The sequence below is a fragment of the Allobosea sp. AK1 genome (genome assembly GCF_006714945.1).
GTDB classification, from domain to species: Bacteria; Pseudomonadota; Alphaproteobacteria; order Rhizobiales; family Beijerinckiaceae; genus Allobosea; species Allobosea robiniae.
This window is the reverse complement of the sequence record NZ_VFMG01000001.1, coordinates 5,063,204-5,085,048: the sequence shown is the minus strand read 5'-3', so window position 1 is coordinate 5,085,048 and position 21,845 is coordinate 5,063,204. Positions and strand designations below refer to the sequence as shown.

At 67.3% G+C, this 21,845-nt stretch carries 17 protein-coding genes; 5 read left to right on the top strand and 12 right to left on the bottom strand.

Annotation, left to right across the window (positions count from 1 at the left end; translation table 11 throughout):
- Nucleotides 1-13 precede the first annotated feature (13 nt).
- Together mfd and FHT98_RS24240 are read right to left on the bottom strand one after the other, a co-directional pair.
- Nucleotides 14-3,562 carry a transcription-repair coupling factor gene (gene mfd, locus FHT98_RS24245; RefSeq protein ID WP_142115561.1) on the bottom strand — a complete coding sequence of 1,183 codons (3,549 nt, stop codon included), beginning with the start codon at nt 3,560-3,562 and terminating at the stop codon, nt 14-16.
- A gap of 103 nt (nt 3,563-3,665) precedes the next feature.
- Nucleotides 3,666-3,962, bottom strand: coding sequence for an FAD assembly factor SdhE (locus FHT98_RS24240; RefSeq protein WP_113585431.1), 297 nt, complete (start codon nt 3,960-3,962; stop codon nt 3,666-3,668).
- A 157-nt stretch (nt 3,963-4,119) separates the two neighbouring features.
- Between FHT98_RS24240 and recG the strand changes: the two genes are divergently transcribed.
- Nucleotides 4,120-6,219: an ATP-dependent DNA helicase RecG gene (gene recG, locus FHT98_RS24235; RefSeq protein ID WP_248309302.1), complete on the top strand. Its 2,100-nt coding sequence runs from the start codon at nt 4,120-4,122 to the stop codon at nt 6,217-6,219.
- Here recG and FHT98_RS24230 read toward each other — a convergent pair.
- Nucleotides 6,197-6,934, bottom strand: a complete 738-nt coding sequence (locus tag FHT98_RS24230; protein ID WP_142115559.1) for a DUF502 domain-containing protein — start codon at nt 6,932-6,934, stop codon at nt 6,197-6,199. The two genes, recG and FHT98_RS24230, sit on opposite strands and share 23 nt — an antisense overlap.
- 186 nt (nt 6,935-7,120) lie before the next feature.
- Between FHT98_RS24230 and FHT98_RS24225 the strand changes: the two genes are divergently transcribed.
- Nucleotides 7,121-7,507 carry a YbaN family protein gene (locus tag FHT98_RS24225; protein WP_142115558.1) on the top strand — a complete coding sequence of 129 codons (387 nt, stop codon included), beginning with the start codon at nt 7,121-7,123 and terminating at the stop codon, nt 7,505-7,507.
- A 7-nt stretch (nt 7,508-7,514) separates the two neighbouring features.
- Here FHT98_RS24225 and glmS read toward each other — a convergent pair whose 3' ends face one another.
- Both glmS and glmU read right to left on the bottom strand, forming a co-directional pair.
- Nucleotides 7,515-9,341, bottom strand: coding sequence for a glutamine--fructose-6-phosphate transaminase (isomerizing) (gene glmS, locus FHT98_RS24220; protein ID WP_142115557.1), 1,827 nt, complete (start codon nt 9,339-9,341; stop codon nt 7,515-7,517).
- 120 nt (nt 9,342-9,461) lie between these two features.
- Nucleotides 9,462-10,829 carry a bifunctional UDP-N-acetylglucosamine diphosphorylase/glucosamine-1-phosphate N-acetyltransferase GlmU gene (gene glmU, locus FHT98_RS24215; RefSeq protein WP_142115868.1) on the bottom strand — a complete coding sequence of 456 codons (1,368 nt, stop codon included), beginning with the start codon at nt 10,827-10,829 and terminating at the stop codon, nt 9,462-9,464.
- 308 nt (nt 10,830-11,137) lie between these two features.
- Between glmU and FHT98_RS24210 the strand changes: the two genes are divergently transcribed.
- The gene (locus FHT98_RS24210; protein WP_142115556.1) at nt 11,138-12,697 is read left to right on the top strand and encodes an OpgD/OpgG family glucan biosynthesis protein; all 1,560 of its coding nucleotides are present in this window, start codon (nt 11,138-11,140) and stop codon (nt 12,695-12,697) included.
- Complete coding sequence (gene mdoH / locus FHT98_RS24205; protein WP_465246925.1) at nt 12,685-14,868, top strand: glucans biosynthesis glucosyltransferase MdoH; 2,184 nt, start codon at nt 12,685-12,687, stop codon at nt 14,866-14,868. The genes FHT98_RS24210 and mdoH overlap by 13 nt, the downstream gene beginning before the upstream one ends.
- A gap of 56 nt (nt 14,869-14,924) precedes the next feature.
- Here mdoH and FHT98_RS24200 read toward each other — a convergent pair whose 3' ends face one another.
- The 4 genes from FHT98_RS24200 to FHT98_RS24185 all read right to left on the bottom strand — a co-directional run bounded on the left by FHT98_RS24200 (nt 14,925) and on the right by FHT98_RS24185 (nt 18,117).
- Nucleotides 14,925-15,806, bottom strand: coding sequence for a VOC family protein (locus FHT98_RS24200; RefSeq protein ID WP_061967904.1), 882 nt, complete (start codon nt 15,804-15,806; stop codon nt 14,925-14,927).
- Nucleotides 15,807-15,877: 71 nt separating this feature from the next.
- Complete coding sequence (locus FHT98_RS24195) at nt 15,878-17,047, bottom strand: glutathionylspermidine synthase family protein (protein WP_142115555.1); 1,170 nt, start codon at nt 17,045-17,047, stop codon at nt 15,878-15,880.
- A 1-nt stretch (nt 17,048) separates the two neighbouring features.
- Complete coding sequence (locus tag FHT98_RS24190) at nt 17,049-17,669, bottom strand: DUF1190 domain-containing protein (protein WP_142115554.1); 621 nt, start codon at nt 17,667-17,669, stop codon at nt 17,049-17,051.
- Nucleotides 17,670-17,676: 7 nt separating this feature from the next.
- Entirely contained in the window at nt 17,677-18,117 is a 441-nt protein-coding gene (locus FHT98_RS24185) for a DUF350 domain-containing protein (protein WP_156407099.1), read from the bottom strand.
- Between the two features lie 66 nt (nt 18,118-18,183).
- On the opposite strand from FHT98_RS24185, the gene FHT98_RS24180 reads away from it, so the two are divergent.
- Nucleotides 18,184-18,570 (top strand): GFA family protein, encoded by a 387-nt coding sequence (locus FHT98_RS24180; RefSeq protein ID WP_142115553.1) that lies wholly within the window; start codon nt 18,184-18,186, stop codon nt 18,568-18,570.
- 1 nt (nt 18,571) lies between these two features.
- On the opposite strand, the gene FHT98_RS24175 is transcribed toward FHT98_RS24180, so the two are convergent.
- From FHT98_RS24175 to tpiA, 3 genes are all read right to left on the bottom strand, one after another.
- Nucleotides 18,572-20,200, bottom strand: coding sequence for a CTP synthase (locus FHT98_RS24175; RefSeq protein ID WP_061967911.1), 1,629 nt, complete (start codon nt 20,198-20,200; stop codon nt 18,572-18,574).
- A 162-nt stretch (nt 20,201-20,362) separates the two neighbouring features.
- Nucleotides 20,363-20,776 carry a preprotein translocase subunit SecG gene (secG, locus tag FHT98_RS24170; RefSeq protein WP_061967913.1) on the bottom strand — a complete coding sequence of 138 codons (414 nt, stop codon included), beginning with the start codon at nt 20,774-20,776 and terminating at the stop codon, nt 20,363-20,365.
- Nucleotides 20,777-20,917: 141 nt separating this feature from the next.
- Complete coding sequence (gene tpiA, locus FHT98_RS24165; protein WP_142115552.1) at nt 20,918-21,682, bottom strand: triose-phosphate isomerase; 765 nt, start codon at nt 21,680-21,682, stop codon at nt 20,918-20,920.
- Between the last annotated feature and the right edge of the window lie 163 nt (nt 21,683-21,845).

Below are 21,845 nucleotides of genomic sequence, written 5' to 3'. Positions count from 1 at the left end.
GAAAGGCGGCCGCTCAGGCCGCCTTTTTCCGTTCGGCGATCCGCGCGAGATCGGTCAGCAGCCGGCGCGTCGCCTTGAGCCGCTGCTCGACAGTGTCGAAATCGTCGATGAAGACGACGCGCATGTCGGGGCGCACCTTCGCCAGCGTGCCGATCTTCGCGACATAGGAGACCAGCCCTTCCGGATTGGCGAATTCGTTGTTGCGGAAGGCGACGATGATGCCCTTCGGCCCGGCCTCGACCTTTTCGACATTGGCGCGCTTGCAGAGCGCCTTGATCGCGACGATCTCCAGGAGCTGGTTGACCTCCTCCGGCAGCGGGCCGAAGCGGTCGACCAATTCGGCGCCGAAGGATTGCAATTCGGCATCGTCGTCCATGGTCGAGAGGCGCTTGTAGAGCGTCAGCCTCAGCGTCAGGTCGGCAACATAGTGCTCGGGGATCATGACGGGCGCGCCGACCTGGATCGCCGGCGACCATTGCGTCTCCGTCTCGAACTCGATGCCGGCCTTGAGCGCCGCCACGGCCTCCTCCAGCATCTGCTGGTAGAGCTCGTAGCCGACCTCCTTGATATGGCCGGACTGCTCGTCGCCGAGCAGGTTGCCGGCGCCTCTGATGTCGAGATCGTGGCTGGCGAGCTGGAAGCCGGCGCCGAGCGTATCGAGCGATTGCAGAACCTTGAGGCGCTTGTCGGCCTGCTCGGTCAGCTTGCGGTTCGCCGGCACGGTGAAGAGCGCATAGGCGCGCGTCTTCGAGCGGCCGACGCGGCCACGGAGCTGATAGAGCTGGGCAAGGCCGAACATGTCGGCGCGGTGGACGATCAGCGTGTTTGCGGTCGGGATATCGAGGCCCGATTCGACGATCGTGGTCGAGAGCAGGATGTCGTATTGGCCGTCATAGAAGGCGGTCATCACGTCTTCCAGCGTGCCCGCCGCCATCTGGCCATGGGCGATGCCGACCTTGCACTCCGGCACCTGCTTGTCGAGGAAGTCCTTGACGTCGGCGATGTCCTCGATGCGCGGCACGACATAGAAGCTGCGTCCGCCGCGATAGCGCTCGCGCAGCAGCGCCTCGCGCACGATCAGCGGGTCGAACGGCGTGACGAAGGTGCGCACTGCGAGACGATCGACCGGCGGCGTCGCGATGATCGAAAGCTCGCGCACGCCGGTCATGGCGAGCTGAAGCGTGCGCGGGATCGGCGTCGCCGACAGGGTCAGCATATGCACCTCGGCGCGCAATTCCTTCAGCTTCTCCTTATGGGCGACGCCGAAATGCTGCTCCTCGTCGACGATGACGAGGCCGAGATCCTTGAAGTCGACGCCCTTGCCGAGCAGCGCATGCGTGCCGACGACGATATCCATCGTGCCGTCCCTGGCGCCCTGCTTCACCGCCTTGAGATCGGCCGAGCCGACGAAGCGCGAGGCCTGGCCGACATGGACCGGCAAGCCGGCAAAGCGATCGGCGAAGTTGCGATAGTGCTGGCGCGCGAGCAGCGTCGTCGGCACGACGACCGCGACCTGCTTGCCGTTCAGCGCGGCGGCGAAGGCGGCGCGCAGCGCGACCTCGGTCTTGCCGAAGCCGACATCGCCGCAGACCAGCCGGTCCATCGGGCGCCCGGCGGCGAGATCGTCCAGCACCGCGTCGATGGTGTTCTGCTGGTCCTCGGTCTCCTCATAGGGGAAGCGGGCGCAGAACTCATCATAGACGCCATCGGGCGGGATGAGACGCGGCGCATCCTTGAGCGCGCGGGCCGCCGCGATCTGGATGAGCTTGCCGGCCATCTCGCGGATGCGCTGCTTGAGCTTGGCCTTGCGCGCCTGCCAGCCGCCGCCGCCGAGCCGGTCGAGCTGGACTTCCGTATCCTCGGAGCCGTAGCGGGACAGAAGCTCGATATTCTCGACCGGCAGGAACAGCTTGGAATCGCCGGCATAATGGATTTCGAGGCAATCATGCGGCGCGCCGGCCGCCGTGATCGTCTGCAGGCCGATGAAGCGGCCGATGCCGTGATCGACATGGACGACGAGATCGCCCGGCGCGAGCGAGGACAGTTCGGCGATGAAGTCCTGCGGGCGCCTGGTCTTGCGGCGCGGCCGGACGAGGCGGTCGCCCAGGATGTCCTGTTCGCCGATGACCGCGAGGCGCCCGGCCTCGAAGCCGGTCTCGAAGCCCCAGACGGCGAGCGCGATCGTGCCGGGCTTGAGATCGAAGGCGGCGCGCAAGGAACCGGTCAGTTGCGTGCTCTTCAGGCCATGATCGGCCAGCACATGGGCGAGGCGCTCGCGCGAGCCTTCCGACCAGGCGGCGAGAATGACGCGCTTGCCGTCGGCTTCCAGCGCCTTCACATGCGCGACGGCGGCATCGAACACGCCGCCGGCATCGGCCGTGCGCTCGGCCGCGAAGCTGCGACCCTGCTTGCCGCCGAGATCGAGGATGAGCTTGCCCTCGCTGTCCGGTAGCTGGAACGGCGTCATGCTGGCGACGCCGGAAGCATCGATCACCGCGCGCCAGTCGGTCGGCGAGAGATAGAGCGCATCCGGCGGCAGCGGCTTGTAGGGAATGCCGCCGCCCCCGCCCTGCTCCAGTGCGGCCTTGCGGGCGTCGTAATAGTCCTTGATCAGGCTGATGCGCTCGCCGATCGCATCCTCGGCCTGATGGTCGAGCACCAGCGGAACGTCCGGCAGATAGGTGAAGAGCGTGTCGAGCTTCTCCGCCAGCAATGGCAGCCAGTGCTCAAGACCGGCCGGACGGCGGCCTTCGCTGACCGCTTCATAGAGCGTGTCGTCGCGGCCGGGCGTGCCGAAGGTCGAGATATAGGACTGGCGGAAGCGGCGGATGCTCTCGCTCGTCATCTGCGCCTCGGACATCGGCACGAGGTCGAGCCCACGGAGCTGCCCGGTGGTGCGCTGCGTCTCCGGATCGAAGGTGCGGATCGATTCCAGCGTGTCGCCGAAGAAGTCGAGCCGGATCGGCGCCGGCATGCCCGGCGGGAACAGGTCGACGATGCCGCCGCGCACGGCGAATTCGCCGGTCTCGCGCACGGTCGAGGTTCTGAGATAGCCGTTGATGTCGAGCCAGCGCGCCAGCTGCTCGATATCGACCATGTTGCCGGGCGCCGCCGAGAAGCTCTCCGACGCCACCTTGCCGAAGGCGGGCACGCGCTGGAGCGCGGCGTTGACGGTGGTCAGCAGCAGGCGTGGCCGGTCGCCGGATCTGGTCTTGGCGAGGCGCGACAGCGTCGTCATCCGGTGCGCGACGATGGCCGGCGCGGGAGAGACACGGTCATAAGGCTGGCAGTCCCAGGCCGGGAAGCTCATCACCTCGAGATCGGGGGCTACGAATTGCAGCGCGTTCTCAAGCACCTGCAGGCGCTGGCCGTCACGGGCAATGAAGACGAGCAGCGCCGGGCCTTCCGCCTTCTTGGCGCGTGCGCGGGTGAGATCCGCGAGCACGACGGCGTCGAAGCCGTCGGGCACGCCGGCGAGCGTCGGCTTGTCGCCGCGGTTCAGCGCATCGAGCAGGCGGTCGAGCTGCGGCTTTGCGATCTGGGACGGGGGAGGAATGCTCATCGGAAGCGCGTCATTCTCGGGCTTGACCCGAGAATCTCGGGACGAGTGGTCACTAATTCAGAGATGGTCAGGTCAAGCCCGACCATGACGGGTGTGGAAGCCCTCACACATGAATCGGCTTGTCGTGATGGTGGAAAGCCCGAAGCTTGCGGAACAGCTCCGTGTCGTAATTCGTGGGCACGGGAGCCTCTCCGGTCACCCAGCTCAGCAGGTCGCGGTCCAGCACCTCGATCAGGCGCTCGAACTCGTCGAGCTCGGCATCGCTGAAGCCGGCGATCGCGTCGTCGGCGAAACGGCCCATGATCAGGTCCATCTCGCGCATGCCGCGATGCCAGGCGCGGAACAGGATCTTGCGGCGGCGCGGGTCGAGATCGGCGCTGGAGCGGGTCGAGCCGGACATGGGAACCTCGAACAGGAAAACCTGGGGGAAGGCGCAATAACGAATGGGCCGGCCCCGTCGCGGAGCCTGCCTGAGCAGGCTATATAGCGATGCAACCCGGCGAAGTCAGCGGCGAAGCGGCTGCGATCTTCGCGCTCCTGACAATTGCCGAGACGTCTTGCGCCCTTCGATCCTCGATCCGCTCTTCGCCCCCGTCACGACGCTTTCCGGCGTCGGGCCCAAGCTCGGCAAGGTGTTGGACAAGTTTCTTGGCGACGAGACGCAGGCAGCGCGCGTCATTGACCTGATGTTCCAGTTACCGACCGGTGCGGTCGACCGGCGCCCAAGCCCTTCGATCGCGGATACGCCGATCGGCGATGTCGCGACCTTCACCGCCCGCGTCAGCGAGCATCGCGCCGCCCCCGCCGGCAAGAAGGCGCCTTATCGCATCATCGTCGAGGACGAGACCGGCGACGTGACGCTCGTCTTCTTCCATGCCGATTCGCGGCATCTGGCACAGACCCTGCCGATCGGCGCCTACCGGCTGATCTCGGGCAAGCTGGAGCTCTGGGAAGGCATGCGCCAGATGGTGCATCCCGAGCGCATCCTCGATCCCAAGCTCGCAGCGACGCTGCCGGCCTTCGAGCCGGTCTATCCGCTGACCGAGGGCATCGGCCAGCGCATGATGATGCGGACCGTGCAGGCAGCGGCCGAGCGCTGCCCGGAGATGCCGGAATGGCAGGACCCGGCCTTCCTCGCCAGGGGTGACTTCCCTTCGTTCCATGCGGCGGTCGAAGCCCTGCATCACCCGGTCGATCGCAAGGCGGCGGAGGGTGACACCGTTGCGCGGCGGCGCATCGGCTATGACGAATTGCTGGCGAGCCAGATCGCGCTCGCCCTCGTCCGCCGCCAGCAGAAGAAGATCGCCGGCCGCGCCACCACCGGTGATGGCGGCCTGCGCTTCCGGATCCAGTCCGCCCTGCCCTTCGAATTGACCGAGGGCCAGCGCAAGGCGATCGCCGATATCCATTCCGATATGGCCAAGCCCGAGAAGATGCTGCGCCTCCTGCAGGGCGATGTCGGCTCGGGCAAGACGGTCGTCGCATTGATGTCCATGGCCGCCGCCGCCGAGGCCGGCCGGCAATCTGTGCTGATGGCGCCGACAGAAATCCTCGCCCGCCAGCATGCCGAACGCTTGGCGCCACTGGCCGAGAAGGCCGGCCTGAAGCTCGCTCTGCTGACCGGGCGCGAGAAGGGCGCCGGCCGCAAGCAGGTGCTGGCGGGCTTAGCCGATGGCTCGATCGATATCGCGGTCGGGACCCATGCGCTGTTCCAGGAGGGTGTCGCCTTCCATGATCTCGCGCTCGCCGTCGTCGACGAGCAGCACCGTTTCGGCGTGCATCAGCGCCTGCTGCTCGGCTCCAAGGGCGAGGCGGTCGACGTGCTGGTGATGACCGCGACGCCGATCCCGCGCACGCTCTCGCTGACCTGGTTCGGCGATATGGATATCTCGATCCTCTCGGAGAAGCCGGCGGGCCGGAAGCCGATCGTCACCCGTGCGATCTCTTCCGAGCGCTATGACGAGGTCGTCGGCGCCATCGGCCGGGCGGTCGAGAGCGGCGCGCAGGCCTATTGGGTCTGCCCGCTCGTGCAGGAATCCGACACGCTCGATGTCGCCGCAGCGCAGGAGCGCTATGACGCGCTGCGCGAGATCTTCGGCGGCAAGGTTGGGCTGCTCCATGGCCAGATGCCCGGCCGCGAGAAGGACGCCGCCATGGCCGCCTTCGTCGCGGGAGAAACCCGCATCCTCGTCTCAACCACCGTGATCGAGGTCGGCGTCGACGTGCCCAATGCCAGCGTCATGGTGATCGAGCATGCCGAGCGCTTCGGCCTTGCGCAGTTGCATCAGCTGCGCGGGCGGATCGGGCGCGGCTCGGCTGCCTCGACCTGCCTGCTGCTCTACAAGGGGCCGCTCGGCCCCGTCGCCGAGGCGCGCCTCACGATCATGCGCGAGACCGAGGACGGCTTCCGGATCGCCGAGGAGGATCTGCGCCTGCGTGGCGAGGGCGAAGTGCTCGGCACCAAGCAGTCGGGCTCGCCGGACTGGCGCATCGCCCGGCCGGAGATCGATGGCGACCTGCTGGCAGCCGCCCGCGACGATGCGCGGCTCCTGATCGAGCGCGACCCGCATCTGGAGACGCCGCGCGGCCAGGCGATCCGGGTGCTGCTCTATCTGTTCGAGCGGGATGTCGCGATCAGGTTGCTGCGGGCAGGCTGACCGGCGGCTTCCCTTCGAGCTTCGGCTTGCCGTTTTCGCCGGGCTGGATCAGCCCGGCCGACATGATCAGCTTGGCGCCGTCCTCGACCGAGATCGATAGCTCGACGACCTCGCGCCGCGGCAGGTAGAAGAAGAAGCCCGTGGTCGGGTTCGGCGTGCAGGGCAGGAAGACGCCGATCTGCTCGTCGCCCGGTTCCTGGCCATTCGGCAGGCGTTCGGCGATCTCGGGTGCGGCCTCCTGTGCGATGAAGACGATCGACCACATGCCCGGCTGCGGGAACTGCACCATGCCGACCTTCCGGAACGAGGTGCCGGACTGCGAGAAGATCGTCTCGAAGACCTGCTTCACGCCCTTGTAGAGGCTGCGGACCACCGGCATGCGGTCGAGGATCGCCTCGCCGGCGCGGATCAGCGAGCGCCCGACGAGATTGGCTGTCAGGAAACCCAGCAGGGTCAGTCCGATCAGCGCGATGACCAGGCCGAAACCCGGGATCGGATAGGGCAAATAGGAATCAGGCAGGTAGGAATTCGGAATGAGCGGCTTCACCAGCCCGTCGACGAAATTGACGAACCACCAGGTCACCGAGGCCGTGATGGCGAGCGGCGCGGCGATGACGAGCCCGGTCAGGAAATAGCGGCGCAAGCGAGCGCCCCAGGTCGGGCGCAGGATTTCCGCGGGCAGGATGAGGCGGGGATCGGGCGGGCCGGCTGTCATCGTCTCTCCCAGAACACCGGCGCGACCTCCCGCCTGCTTGCGGCGGCTCGCATGGGCCGCGATATGACACGATAAGCGAGGCGGCGCCATCCGCCAGCCCCCAGAGCATTTTCGAGCGAAGTGGCTACCGGTTCGCGTGAAGAAAATGCGACAATACAAAGAGATAGCGCAAGCAAGGGTGAGGCCGTGAGCGAGGACGATCAGCCGCGACGCCGATGGTCACGGCCGCTGCTCTTCGCTGCGGGCTGGGTATTCACGGCGCTCGGCGTCGTCGGGCTCATCCTGCCGCTGATGCCCGGCACGATCTTCCTGATTGCGGCGGCCTGGTGCTTCTCGCAATCCTCGCCGCGATTCGAGGCCTGGTTGATCGGCCATCCGAGGCTCGGGCCGCATGTCCTGCGCTGGCGGAAGACCGGCGCCATCGCCCGGCGAGCGAAAGTCCTGGCCTGCGGATCGATGGCGCTGAGCTTCGTCTTATTGACGCAAACGAGTGCGCCGCCGATCGCTCTTGCGACGGCGGCGCTGTGTCTGATCGGCGCGGGCCTCTACGTTTCGACCCGGCCCGAAGCCTGAGCCGCCGTCACTCCACCGTGACGGATTTCGCCAGGTTGCGGGGCTGGTCGACGTCCTTGCCCATGAAAACCGCTGTCTGATAGGCGATCATCTGGATCGGCAGGGCATAGACGATCGGCGCGAAGGTCGGGTCCATGTCGGGCATGACGATCGTCGCTTCCGGCTCGATGCCGCATTCGGCGGCCCCCTTCGCATCGGTGACGAGGATGATCCGGCCGCCGCGCGCAGCGACCTCCTGCATGTTGGAGGCGGTCTTCTCGAACAGCGCGTCATGGGGCGCGACGACGATGACCGGCATGTCCTCGTCGATCAGAGCGATCGGCCCGTGCTTCAGCTCGCCCGCCGGATAACCTTCTGCGTGGATGTAGCTGATTTCCTTCAGCTTCAGGGCACCTTCCAGCGCGAGCGGGAAGCTGGTGCCGCGCCCGAGATAGAGCACGTCCTTGGCCTTGGAAAGCTCGCGCGCGAGCTTTTCGATCTCGGGCTCCAGCTCCAGCGCCCGGGCCATCAGCCCCGGCAGCGAGATCAGGTTCTGCACATGGCTGGCCTCGTCCTGCGCCGAGAGCGTGCCGCGGGCGCGGGCCGCGGCGAGCGCGAGCGAAGCGAAAACCGCGAGCTGGCAGACGAAGGCCTTGGTCGAGGCGACGCCGATCTCGGGGCCGGCGAGCGTCTGGGCCACCGCGTGGCTCTCGCGCGCGATCGTCGAGGTCGGCACGTTGACGACCGACAGGATGACCTGCCCGTTCTGGCGGGCGTAGCGCAAGCCGGCCAGCGTGTCAGCGGTTTCGCCGGACTGCGAGATGAAGAGCGCCAGGCCCTGGTCCGGCAGCGGCGCCTCGCGGTAGCGGAATTCCGACGCGACATCGATTTCGACCGGCAGGCGCGCCAGCTTCTCGAACCAGTATTTTGCGATAAGGCCGGCATAATAGGATGTGCCGCAGGCGCTGATCGTCAGGCGCGACAGGTTCTTCCAGTCGATCTGGTCGCCGAAGGGCAGGCGCACCTTGCCGTTGGCCATGTCGAGATACTGCGTCAGCGTATGGCCGACGACCTCGGGTTGCTCGTAGATCTCCTTGGCCATGAAGTGGCGGTGATTGCCCTTCTCGACCAGGAAGGCGCCGGCGGCGACGCGCTGGGCGCGGCGCTCCACCTGCTTGTTGGTCTTGTCGTAGAAGGTCGCGCCGCGGCGATGCAGCACGACCCAGTCGCCCTCTTCGAGATAGGCGATGAGATTGGTGAAGGGGGCGAGCGCCAGCGCGTCCGAGCCGAGATACATCTCGCCCTCGCCGACACCGACGGCCAACGGCGAGCCCTTGCGAGCGCCGATCAGCAGGTCTTCCTCGCCCTGGAACAGGAAGGCGAGCGCGAAGGCGCCGTGCAGGCGCGGCAGGCTCGCGGCAACTGCATCGACCGGGCTCTTGCCGCGGTCGAGCTCACGGGTGACGAGATGGGCGACGATCTCGGTGTCGGTCTCGGTCTCGAAGACGTAGCCGTCGGCCTGGAGCTCGGCGCGCAGGTCCCGGAAATTCTCGATGATGCCGTTATGGACCACCGCGAGCTTCGGTGTCGCATGCGGATGGGCATTGGTCTCGTTGGGCTTGCCATGGGTCGCCCAGCGGGTGTGGCCGATGCCGACCAAGCCTTCGAGCGGCTCGTTCGAGAGGCGGGTCTCGAGATTCTTGAGCTTGCCCTCGGCGCGGCGGCGGGTGAGCCGGCCACCTTCCAGCGTCGCGACGCCAGCGGAATCGTAGCCACGATATTCAAGCCGCCGCAGCGCCTCGACGACCTGCGTCGCAACCGCTTCCTTGCCCAGAATCCCGACGATGCCGCACATGGGCGAACCCCTCCAGCGATTGATGTCGGCAAAGCGCATAGCCGCGATCGGCGCGCATGCCCAATCAATCTACATGACGAACTGTGAACGGCGGATGGCCCGATCCGCCGCGATTCCGCGCTATTCGGCTGCCTTCTTGGCGGCTTTCCGGGCCGCAGCGGCAGCACGGAAGGTCACCGCCCAGCCCTCCTTCGCGACCTGCCGGCCGCGGCCGATGGCGAGCGCATCGGGCGCGACGTCCTCGGTGATGACCGAGCCGGAGCCGATATAGGCGCCCTCGCCGATCGTCACCGGGGCGACCAGCGACGAATTCGAGCCGACGAAGGCATTGGCGCCGATCGTCGTCCTCGACTTGTTGAAACCGTCATAGTTGCAGGTGATCGTGCCGGCGCCGATATTCGCTGCCGCGCCCACCGAGGCATCGCCGATATAGGTGAGGTGATTGACCTTGGCGCCGGGGCCGATATCGGCCGCCTTCACCTCGACGAAATTGCCGACCTTGGCCTTCTCCGCGAGCTTCGCGCCCGGCCGCAGGCGGCCATAGGGGCCGACGCTGGCATCGACACCGACTGTGGCGCCCTCCAGATGCGAGAAGGCGTGGATCACCGCGCCGTCATCGACACGCACGCCCGGCCCGAAGACGACGTTCGGCTCGATCACGACATCGCGGCCGATCTGCGTGTCATAGCTGAAGAAGACCGTCTCCGGGGCGATCAGCGTCGCGCCGCCGAGCATCACGGCGAGGCGCTTGCGCCGCTGGAATTCCGCTTCCACCGCAGCGAGCTGCGTGCGGTCGTTGATGCCCTGGACCTCGCTTTCGGGCGCCCGCAGCGCGACGGCGTCGAGCCCGCGCTTGCGCGCCACCTCGACCGCATCGGTGAGATAGAACTCGCCCTGGGCGTTGTGGCTGCCGATCGCTTCCAGGATCGAGAGGGCGTGCGCGCCGGAGAGCGCCATCAGCCCGGCATTGCAGAGCGTGATGGCGCGCTGCTCCGGGGTGGCATCCTTGTGTTCGACGATCGCCTCGAGATGGCCGTCCTTCTCGACGAAGCGGCCATAGCCCGTCGGGTCCTTGGCGACGAAGCCGAGCGCAACGACGGCGGCGCCCTCTCTCAAGCCGCGGCGGAGGGCCGCAAAGGTCTCGGGACGCACGAGCGGCGTATCGCCAAAGGCGATGATGACGTCGTCATGGCCGGCCGCGATGGCGGCCTTCGCGGCGAGCGCGGCATGGGCGGTGCCCCGGCGCTCGTGCTGGATGGCGATCTGCGCATGCGGAAGCTGCTTGCGCGCCGCTTCGCCGACTTCGGGACGTTCCGAGGAAATCACGACGGCGACGGCATCCGCGCCAGCCTTCGAAACCGCCGCCAGCGCATGGCCGAGCAGTGACCGGCCGGCCACGGCATGGAGCACCTTCGGCCCCCGCGATTTCATGCGGGTGCCCTCTCCGGCGGCCAGGACGATCGCGAGGCAGGATCGGGCCGACTGCATTTCGGTCATGTTTCTCGTTTCCCCTGCAGGCATGTCTGAACCACGGCCCGCCCATCACAATCGACTTCACGCATGCCAGCGTCGCAGGCGCCGTGGATAGCCGATCCGCTCGCCTTTTGCCAAAGTTCAATCGCGGCGAAAAGGCACCATCCGAGGACGGCCGCCGCCGCGGGCCGGCTCCGGCCTGAATTCGCAGGATCGCACCATCCAAAAGACGTGCATCTTCCCGATCGGAAAGGCTTTTCAGGCGAACTGGAAATGCTCTAGAAGCGCGAGGGGCGAGGGCGTCGCCGCGTAGTTTGGATCCCATGTCGACACCGTTGAATCGTAGGCAGTTTCTGGAAGGCGCCGCCGCCGGCGCCGCGCTGCTCTCGCTGGCCGGCCCGGCCGCAGCGCAAGCGCCGACCGGCGCAGCTTCCTTCAACATCCCCTCCCTCGTGGACGGGCAGCGTTTCGACCCCGCGCTGGTGGTCGACGCCGCCAGGGCCCTGGCCCAGCGCCCACTCATTCCGCTCGCCGCGAACGACCTGCCGGAGGGCTATGCCGCCCTGCCCGCCGATCAGTATGCGGGCATCCGGATGCAGCCGGGCGCAACGGTCTGGGCCGGCGAGAATCGCGGCTTCACCGTCGAGCCCCTGCATCGCGGCTATGTCTTCTCCAATCCGGTGAGCCTGTTCACGATCGAAGAGGGAACGGTGCGCCGCATCGGCTTCGATCGCAGCAAGTTCGATTACGGACGGGTCGCGCCGCCGACGGGCAATGCCGACCTCCAGTTCTCCGGCATGCGGATCGCCGCCGGGCTGGAACGCCCCTTCGAGGTCGCGGTCTTTCAGGGCGGCACCTTCTTCCGCGCCCTCGCCCGCGGCCAGAATTTCGGCGCGATGGCGCGCGCGCTGATCCTGCGCCCCGGCGAGACGCGCGGCGAGGAACTGCCGTTCTTCCGGGCGTTCTGGATCGAGCGGCCGAGCCCGGCGGTGGGCTCGCTGGTAATTCACGGCCTGCTCGATTCGGAGAGCGTCGCCGGCGCGGTGCGGATGACGTTGCGGCCGGGCGACGTCACCTTCGTCGATGTCGAGATGACGCTGTTCGCGCGCCAGGCGCTCGACCATGTCGGCTTCGGCTGCACCAGCGCGACCTTCCTGTCCGGCCCGCAGAGCCGGCGCGTCTTCGACGATATCCGCCCCTCGATCGGCGAGGTCTCGGGCGTCCAGATGCAGTCGGGCGGCGGCGAATGGATCTACCGCCCGGTCAACAACCCCGCGACCCTTCAGGTCTCCTCCTTTGTCGACGAGAATCCCAAGGGCTTCGGCCTGGTCCAGCGCGAGCGCGACCCCGCCGCCTTCCAGGACGACGACCAGCGCTTCGAGCTCCGGCCGAGCGTCTGGATGGAGCCGCTCGGCGACTGGGGGGCAGGTTCGGTACAGCTCATCGAGATCCCCAGCGATTCCGAGCCGAACAAGAACATCATCATGTACTGGCGGCCGAAGCAGCCGCTTGCCGCCGGCAGCGAGACCTCGCTGAGCTATCGCCAGGCCTGGTGCTGGCAGCCGCCGGAGCGTCCGCCATTGGCGCTCGCCACCCGCTCGCGGCAGGGCAAGGGCTCGCAGGGGCGGCGGCGGCGCTTCATCGTCGAGTTCACCGGCGACAAGCTGGCCGATGCGGCGCTGATCGCCTCGACGCGGGCGACGATCACGGCCCAGCCCGGCGCCGTGCACAACGTTCGCCTCTGGCCCTATCCGGAGCGCAAGCTGATGCGCGTCGGCTTCGAGGTCGATCCCGGCAACGACAATCTCTCCGAGCTCCGGCTCGTCCTGCAATCGGGCGGCCAGCCCGTCTCTGAGACCTGGTTGAATCGATGGACCTGGTAACGGCAACCCGCCGCGACGCCATGGAAACGGAACAGCGCGGCTACAGCGCGGCTCGCGAGCCGGCCACGCCTCCGGAAGAGCCGCTGGTCATGCCGGTGCAGTCGTTCCGGAGCTGGACGGATTCGGATCGCCGTGCCCCGGCGGCGCCGCGCGACTGGAAGACGCCGTGGCTGAAGCGCCTCTTCGTCTTCGGCGGCGGGCTCGTGCTCACCGGCTTCGGCGCCTGGGAAATGTACAATGTCGTGTCGGTCAGCCGCACGACCTCGCTGCAGTACGCCCTGCTCGTGCTGTTCACGATCAACTTCTCGTGGATCGCGCTCGCCTTCACCAGCGCGCTGCTCGGCTTCTTCGGCGTCATGTTCGGCGCCGGCCGGGCGGACCGGGCCGAAACGCTGAAGCACCGCACCGTCGTGGTGATGCCGATCTACAACGAGTCTTCGGCCCGGATCTTCGCCGCGGTGGCGGCGATCCGCGAATCGGTTGAGGCCACGGGCCTGGGCGATCATTTCGACTATTTCATCGTCTCCGACACGACCAACCCGGATGTCTGGGTGGCGGAGGAGCGGGCCTTCCTGGCGCTGCGCGAGCGCCTCGGCCCGAACAGCCGGGTCTATTACCGCCACCGGCCGAAGAACCACCACCGCAAGGCCGGCAACATCGCTGATTTCGTCACGCGCTGGGGCGGGCTCTACGAGCATATGGTCGTGCTCGACGCCGACAGCCTGATGACCGGCACCTGCATCGTGCGCCTCGCCGCCGCGATGGAGAACGACCCCGATGCCGGCATCATCCAGTCGCTGCCGCTGATCATCAACCGCAACACCTTCTTCGCCCGGCTGCAGCAATTCGCGGCGCGGGTCTATGGCCCGGTCATCGCGACCGGGCTCGCGATGTGGTCCGGCCGCGACGGCAATTACTGGGGCCACAACGCGATCATCCGGACCAAGGCCTTCGCCGACCATTGCGGCCTGCCGGACCTGAAGGGCAAGCCGCCCTTCGGCGGCCATGTGCTGAGCCACGATTTCGTCGAGGCGGCGCTGATCCGCCGCGCCGGCTGGTCGGTCTACATGCTCCCGGACCTGACGGGCTCCTATGAGGAAAGCCCACCCTCGCTGATCGATATCTCCGTGCGCGACCGGCGCTGGTGCCAGGGCAATCTCCAGCATTCGCGGATCATGGGCGGCAAGGGCTTCGTCATGCCGACGCGCCAGCATTTCGCCACCGGCATCATGGGCTATCTCGCCTCGCCGCTCTGGCTGATGCAGCTCGTGGTCGGCATCCTGATCGTGCTGCAGGTCAACTACGCGCGGCCTGAGTATTTCACGCAGGAATTCACGCTCTTCCCCGTCTGGCCGCGGTTCGATCCAGAGCGCGCCTTGCGCCTGTTCGCAATCACCATGGGAATCCTGCTGGCGCCGAAGCTGTTCGGCCTGCTGCTGACCCTGTTCAACAACAAGCTCAGGCAGGCCGGCGGCGGCGCGATCCGCCTGATCGTCTCGGCGCTGATCGAGGTTCTGTTCTCGGCCTTCTTCGCGCCGATCATGATGCTGATCCAGTCCGGCTCGGTCTTCCAGATCCTGCTCGGGCGCGACACCGGCTGGAACCCGCAGCGGCGCGACGATGGCTCGATCCCGCTGAAGGACATCATCCGCCGGCACCGGACCCATACCGTGCTCGGCGTTGTCACCGGCCTCTCGGCCTTCATGATCGCGACCTCGCTCTTCGCCTGGATGTCGCCGACGATCGTCGGCCTTGTGCTGGCGATCCCGCTGTCATGGGCCTCGGGCCAGCTCGCGATCGGCCTCTGGCTTAAGCGCCATAAGCTCCTGATGACGCCGGAGGAAGGCGCACCGCCCGCGATCGCGACGCGCGCCAACGAACTGCAGGCCGAGTTCGAGAAGGCCGGCTACGACGATGCGGACGGCATCAAGGCGCTCCACGCCGATGCGGAACTGCGCCACGCCCATGAACTGATGCTGCCCTATGGCCAGTCGCGCCGGCGTGGCGAGATCGAGCCCGACCGCGCGGTGGCCCAGGCCAAGCTCGTCGATGCCGAGACGATCGACGACGCCGCGATCTGGCTGAAGCCGAAGGAGCGCATGGTGGTGCTGCACGACCGGGCGCTGATCGGGCTCCTGGCCTCGCTGCCGCCGGTCGAGGCGAAGGGCTGAGAACTTCGTCACTCCGGGCAAGCCCGGAATGACGTCTTGCGGCTTGAGGGCGGCCTTCAGCCCTGCTCGAACGCGACCATGCAGCCGAAGGCTTCCTCGGCCGAGACGAAGAGCCGCTCGTCGCCGCGCTGGAACGAGACCTCGTTCTCGGTCAGCCGCTCCGCCACGGCTTCCAGATCGGGCACCGAGACGCAGAAGCCGAGGAAGCGCGCCGGTGTCGTATCGGGCTCGACGAGATAGGCGCCCTGCGCGGCTTCGGGATCGAGCACGTCGATGCGTCCACGCGGCAAGGCGAGCACGTAATCCTCGTTGCCCTCCAGCACTTCGGCGCCGCCGCTGAAGGCCGAGAGGAAGGCGCGGTGGAAGGCGGGTTCCTCGGCCAGCATCACGACGGCCGAGAGCGCGGTGGCACCGTTGGGGTGATGCTGGAATTCCGGGTTCCAGAAATTCTGCGGCTCGAATTGCTGGCAGACGAAGAAGCCGCATTCCGGCGCGCGCGAATCGGCGGCGAAGGCCAGTTCGAAGGCGACGCGGACATCGCTGCCATCCGGCCGCCTCGCCCGGCGTTCGAAGAAGAAGGGCTCGAAATCGCCGATGCCCTGTGCCTTGAACGTGGCCGCATCGGCCTTGGCGTCGGTGCTCTCCAGCACCAGCATCGACAGCCCCTCGCCCTGCCCCGTCAGAGCTTCACGGACGAAGGCGCCGAAGGAGAAGCGGCGTTCGCCATGCGGCGGAATGGCGGCGTCGTCGGCGATCGTCACCAGCTCCAAGAAGGAGCCGGGAAACTGCACGATCCGGTTCTCGGTGCCCCAGGGATGGCGATTGCGGGCGCCGACGCGGAAGCCGAGCTTCTCGTAGAAATGCCAGGCGGCATCGAGATCGCGGACGCCGATGACGAGATGGTCGAGACCGCGGGGCGTTGAGGCTGTTGCAGGCATGGGCAGGCTCCGTCGACAGGCGTATCGGAGCCCAAGGCTAGCACAGATCAGGGCGCGGTCATGTCGTGCGTTCAGGGCTCGATATAGTGCGGCAGGAAGCGCGAGGTGTTCTTGGTGATCGGCGAGGCATCCTCGCGCAGGCACAGGCCGCAGGCCTGCGAGGCGACGAGCCAGGAGCCGAGCACGGCGTATTTGCCATCGGCAGAGAACAGGTTGGTCGCCGCATCCTGCAGGACATGGCCCTCGGCGCCATAGGGGCCGTCGTCGCTGTCCAGCACGCGGCCGCGCTCCAGCAGCGTGACATTGGCCCCCTCGCGCGAATAGAGCGGCTTGCGGACATGCCGGGCGGAAAGCGTCGCGCAGCGTGGATCGCCCTCGAAGAAGGCCGGCAGGAGGTTCGGATGGCCGGGCTCCATCTCCCAGAGGCAGGCGAGCAGGCCCTTGTTGGAGAGGACGGCCTTCCAGGGCGGCTCGATGAACTGGCAGCGTGAACCGGCGAGCGCGCTGCCGTAGCTCTCGCGGAACATCCATTCCCACGGATAGAGCTTGAACATCGTCTCGATCGGCTGGTTGGCGCCGTCGCAGAAGCGCCCGTCCGTGAGCAGCCCGAGTTCCTCGATATAGGTGAAGCGCGCGTCGAGCCCGGCCTGCACCGCGCAATCGGCGAGATAGTCGACCGTGCCCTTGTCCTCGGGGCTATCCTGCACGCAGGTCAGATGCAGGCGGTAGGGCGAAGGCTCGCGCAGTCCCTGGAAGGCCGCGATCAAGCGCTCGTGCAGCGAATTGAACTGATCGGAGCCCTTCGGGATCGCGCCGCGCGCCATCGCCTGCTCCAGCCAGTCCCACTGGACGACGCTCGATTCGAACAGGGCGGTCGGGGTATCGGCGTTGTATTCGAGGAGCTTGGCCGGCCCCCGCCCGTCATAGGCGAGATCGAGCCGGCCATAGAGGTTGCGGTCGCCGCGCTGCCAGCTTTCGCGAACATAGTCCCAGTGCTCGGCGGGAATCGCGAGCCTGGTCAGCGTTTCCTCGCTGTCGAGCGCCTTCTCGATGAAGGCGAAGCAGAGCTGTTCGAGCGCTTCCGTCGGCCCTTCGATATCGCGCTCGATCTCCTCCAGCGTGAAGGCGAAGGCGGCGCTCTCGTCCCAGTAGGTCTCGCCGTCGATGGTGTGGAAGGCAAAGCCGAGCCGCTCGACCTGCTCGGTCCAGTCCGGGCGCGGGGAGAGCGCGACGCGACGCATCTCAGGACGAGGAATGCGAGGAGAAGGAGCGCGCGATCGAGCCGAAGCCGCCGCGCGAGGAGGTGCTGGTGGTCGAGGCGCTGCCGCCGCGGGAACCGGATGAGAAGGCCGCCGTGATGCTGCGGCCGGATGTGGTCGAATAGGCGCGCGAGCGGCTGCTGCCGCCATAGTAGCCGCTGCCACCGGACGAGCCTGAGGACGAAGAGCGCGCCTGCTGGCATTCCGGCAGCGTCGAGCCCGGCGGGCAAGTGGCGGCGGTTGGCGGCATCAGGGGCTGCGCCTGCGCCTGCGCGCCGGAGAGACCGCGCGCCAGCATGAAGCCGGCCAGCGCCGGGATGAAGTATTGGGCGCCACCGATGCTGGCGGAGCTGCAGCCGCTGGCGCCGTATTGTGTTTCGCAGGCGCTCTGGCTCTGGAATTTCGGTGCATCCTTGAGCCGCGCGGCGGTCGCCTCGGCAAAGGCGGTCTCGCATTGCTGGGCCGTGAGCTGCCCGGCAGCCCGGCAATCGCTCAGGCTGTTGTAGACGAGGTTCTCCTCCTTATCGTCTGATGTCATCGACCAGACGGTGGCGACGAGGAGGACGCCGACGGCAGCGAGACCGATCTGCGAGGAGCGCTTCATGGCCACCTCACGCCGTCATGCTGGCCGCGGCCAGCGTGCCCGAAATCACCGCGATTACCGCCAGCATCGCGGCGGCTGGCAGACGATCCTCCTCGATCTTGCGCGACAATTCGGGGATCGCGACCCGCGCAACGCCGTAGGCGGCGAACTGGATGATCATCGCCGCCACCGCCCAGAGCACGCAGTCGGGAATGCTGCTGGCCTGGGAGATCGCCTTCTCCAGCGGCACGGCGAAGCCGACGAGGTTGCCGCCGAAGGCGATCGCGGCCGAGAGGTTGCCGGCCCGGATCAGCGCTATTTCGTCATGCGCGGTCAAGCGGAGGTAGACCGCGGCGAAAGCGGCGATCAGCGCGACGCCGACGACGAAATAGAGGAGGAATGCGGGCAGGCCCGCCATCGAGATCGTCATGCGCCCTGCCCCCGTGCCGATGCGAAGACTCTCAGTCAACGATGCCACATAGTCAGGCTAACGTGAAAACCGCACAAGCCGTCATCTAAAAGGAGGATGCGCCGCATGACGACCCGGGAGGCCCGCTGCAGTTGCGGGCAATTGCGCATCGCCTGCACCGGCGAGCCCGTGAGCGTCTCGCTCTGCCATTGTCGCGACTGCCAGCGGCGGACCGGCAGCGCCTATGGCGTCGCGGCCTTCTTCGCGCGCGGCGACATCACCGTGACCGGGCAGTTCAGCGATTACGAGCGCCCGGCCGATAGCGGCTATCGCGTGCTGCACCATTTCTGCCCGGCCTGCGGCAGCACGGTGTTCTGGGAGCCGTCGCGCAAGCCGGAGATGGTCGCGGTCGCGATCGGCGCCTTCGCCGACCCGGATTTTCCCGGGCCGGGCAAGGCGGTGTTCGAGCAGCACCGCCTGCCCTGGGCGACGGTGCAGCTCGCAGAGTCCTGAATCAGACCAGGCGGCTCTGGGCCTTCGCCGCCTCGATGAAGCTGGCGAAGAGCGGATGCGGCTCGAACGGCCGCGACTTCAGCTCGGGATGGTACTGCACGCCGATGAACCAGGGATGGTCGGGATACTCGACCGTCTCGGGTAGCAGACCGTCGGGCGACAGGCCGGCGAAGCGCATGCCCTTCGCCTCGAGCTGCTCGCGATAGCCCATGTTGACTTCGTAGCGGTGGCGGTGGCGCTCGGAGATTTCGGTCGAGCCGTAGATCTCGGCGATCTTCGAGCCGGCTGCCAGCGTCGAGGCATAGGCGCCGAGCCGCATGGTGCCGCCGAGATTGCCATTGGCCGCCCGCTGCTCCAGCTCGTTGCCGCGCATCCACTCGGTCATCAGGCCGACGACGGGCTGTTCGGTCGGGCCGAACTCGGTCGAATTGGCATCCGTGATGCCGGCGAGCGAACGCGCCGCCTCGATCACCGCCATCTGCATGCCGAAGCAGATGCCGAAATAGGGCACCTTGCGGTTGCGCGCGAAGGTCGCCGCCTTGATCTTGCCCTCGGCGCCGCGATGGCCGAAGCCGCCGGGCACGAGGATGCCGTGGACATGTTCGAGGAAGGGCGCCGGGTCCTCCTTCTCGAAGACTTCCGACTCGATCCAGTCGAGATTGACCTTGACGTTGTTGGCTATGCCGCCATGGGTCAGCGCCTCGATGAGGGACTTATAGGCGTCCTTCATGCCGGTGTACTTGCCGACGACGGCGATGGTGACCTCGCCCTCGGGGTTCTTCACGCGCTCGGAAATGCGCTTCCAGTTGGTGACGTCTGGCTCGGGCTTGGCATCCATGCCGAAGGCGGCGAGGACTTCGTTATCGAGCCCCTCGGCATGATAGGACAGCGGCACGTCATAGATCGAGGCGACGTCGCGGGCCTCGATGACGGCGGTCTCGCGGACATTGCAGAACAGCGCGAGCTTGCGGCGCTCCTCGCGCGGGATCTCGCGGTCGGTGCGGCAGAGCAGGATGTCGGGCTGGATGCCGATCGAGCGCAATTCGGCGACCGAATGCTGGGTCGGCTTGGTCTTCAATTCGCCGGCGGTCGGGATATAGGGCAGCAGCGTCAGATGCACGAAGATGCACTGGCCGCGCGGGAGCTGCTGGTTGGTCTGGCGGATGGCTTCCAGGAACGGCAGGCTCTCGATGTCGCCGACGGTGCCGCCGATCTCGACCAGCGTGAAGTCGTAGCCCTCGTTGCCGGTCAGGATGAATTCCTTGATGGCGTTGGTGACGTGCGGCACGACCTGGATCGTGGCGCCGAGATAGTCGCCGCGCCGCTCCTTGGTCAGGATGTCCATGTAGATGCGGCCGGTGGTGATGTTGTCACCCCGGTTGCAGGGCCGGCCGGTGAAGCGCTCGTAATGGCCGAGGTCAAGATCGGTCTCGGCGCCGTCGTCTGTGACGAAGACCTCACCATGCTGATACGGGCTCATCGTGCCCGGATCGACATTGAGGTAGGGGTCGAGCTTGCGCAGGCGAACCGTGTGGCCGCGTGCCTGGAGAAGGGCTGCGAGAGCCGCCGCCGCCAGGCCTTTGCCAAGCGAGGACACCACGCCGCCGGTGATGAAAACATACCGCGTCATGGGAGGACACCTCTATCGCCACGGGTTCGATTCGCTAAGCGCCAGCAGAGCAGTCCCGCCTTGCTCTGCGCGCTTGTCCACAAAAAGAGAAGGCCGGTCACCCGGCCTTGAGCCTTCTGCATCACACAAAAGAGAAGGGCCGGTTTCCCGGCCCTGCCCTGGTTACTGCTGCGGCGCCGCTGGCGGCGTCGGCGGCTGTGCGCCGCCCTGATTCTGGTTCTGCATCTGGCGGAGCTGGTCGAGCACGCCGCCGGCGTTCGGGGCGCTCGGGCCGGCCGGTGCGCCGGGCGTGGCCGGAGCGGAGGTCGCAGGCGCGCCGTCGATGATCGAGCGCTGGACACGGCCGCGCGTGGCCATCACGGCCAGAACGACCGAGGTCAGGAAGAACAGGCCGGCGAGGATCGCGGTCGCGCGGGTCAGGGCATTGGCCTGGCCGCGGCCGGTCATGAAGCCGCCGACGCCGCCTCCCCCGCCCGAGCCCATGCCGAGGCCGCCGCCTTCGGAGCGCTGCAGCAGCACGACGCCGACGAGCGCGACGACGATGATCAGGTGGATGACGATGAGAACGTTCTGCATGGTCTCACGAAATGGGCATGGCGCGGGCCGCCGCCAAGGGCCACCCGCTCCTCCTCGAAAATCGAGGCGAATTCGGCGCGGCACATAACATGCGCCAGCCGGCAGCGCCACCCCTGCGCGCCGGCCGATTTACAGGAATGCTCAACCGGCACAGGCCCGGGCGATCGCCAGGAACTCCTCGGCCTTGAGACTGGCGCCGCCGACGAGGGCGCCATCGACATGCGGGACACCCATCAATTCGGCGGCATTCGAGGGCTTGACCGAGCCGCCATAGAGCAGGCGGACGCCCGCAGCCGCCTGCTTGCCGAGCAGCCGGCCGAGCTCGATGCGGATCGCTTCATGCATCTCGGCAACATCGGCCGCGGTCGGCGTGAGACCGGTGCCGATCGCCCAGACCGGCTCATAGGCGACGACGAGCGTCGCGGCAGTGGTGCCGTCCGGCACGGAGCCGCGCAATTGCTTCTTCACGATGGCGAGCGCCTTGCCGGCCTCGCGCTCGTCCTTGGTCTCGCCGACGCAGACGATCGGCACCAGCAGCGCCTTCTGCGCGGCCTCGGCCTTGGCCTTGACCGTCGCACTGGTCTCGCCATGCAGCGTGCGGCGCTCGGAATGGCCGGTGATGCAGAAGCTCGCGCCGGCGTCGGCCAGCATCGCCGCGGAGACTTCGCCGGTGAAAGCGCCGGAGCCTTGCGTGCTGCAATCCTGGCCGCCGGTCGCGATGCGCGAACCGATCAGGGCGGCGGTCGCGGCGAAGAGAAGGCTGGCTGGCGGGCAGATCGCGAGGTCGACGGCCGGCTTCAACGCCGCGTTGTAGCCCCTGGCCACCTCGGCCGCGATGGCGAGGTCGGCCTTCAGCCCGTTCATCTTCCAGTTACCTGCCACCAACGGCTTGATGCTGCGCGTCACGTCCATCCTCCTGAAATCAGCTCTTTCGGCTCTAGCAACGCCCGGCCGGCGCCGCAATCGCGTGCAAAGCCGCAGGACGATTGCGGCTTTCGCCATCGGTTCCTATAAGCAGCGCCGAGAATTGCGCGCGCGGGCCCGCTCCCGCGCCACGGACAGGTTCAGG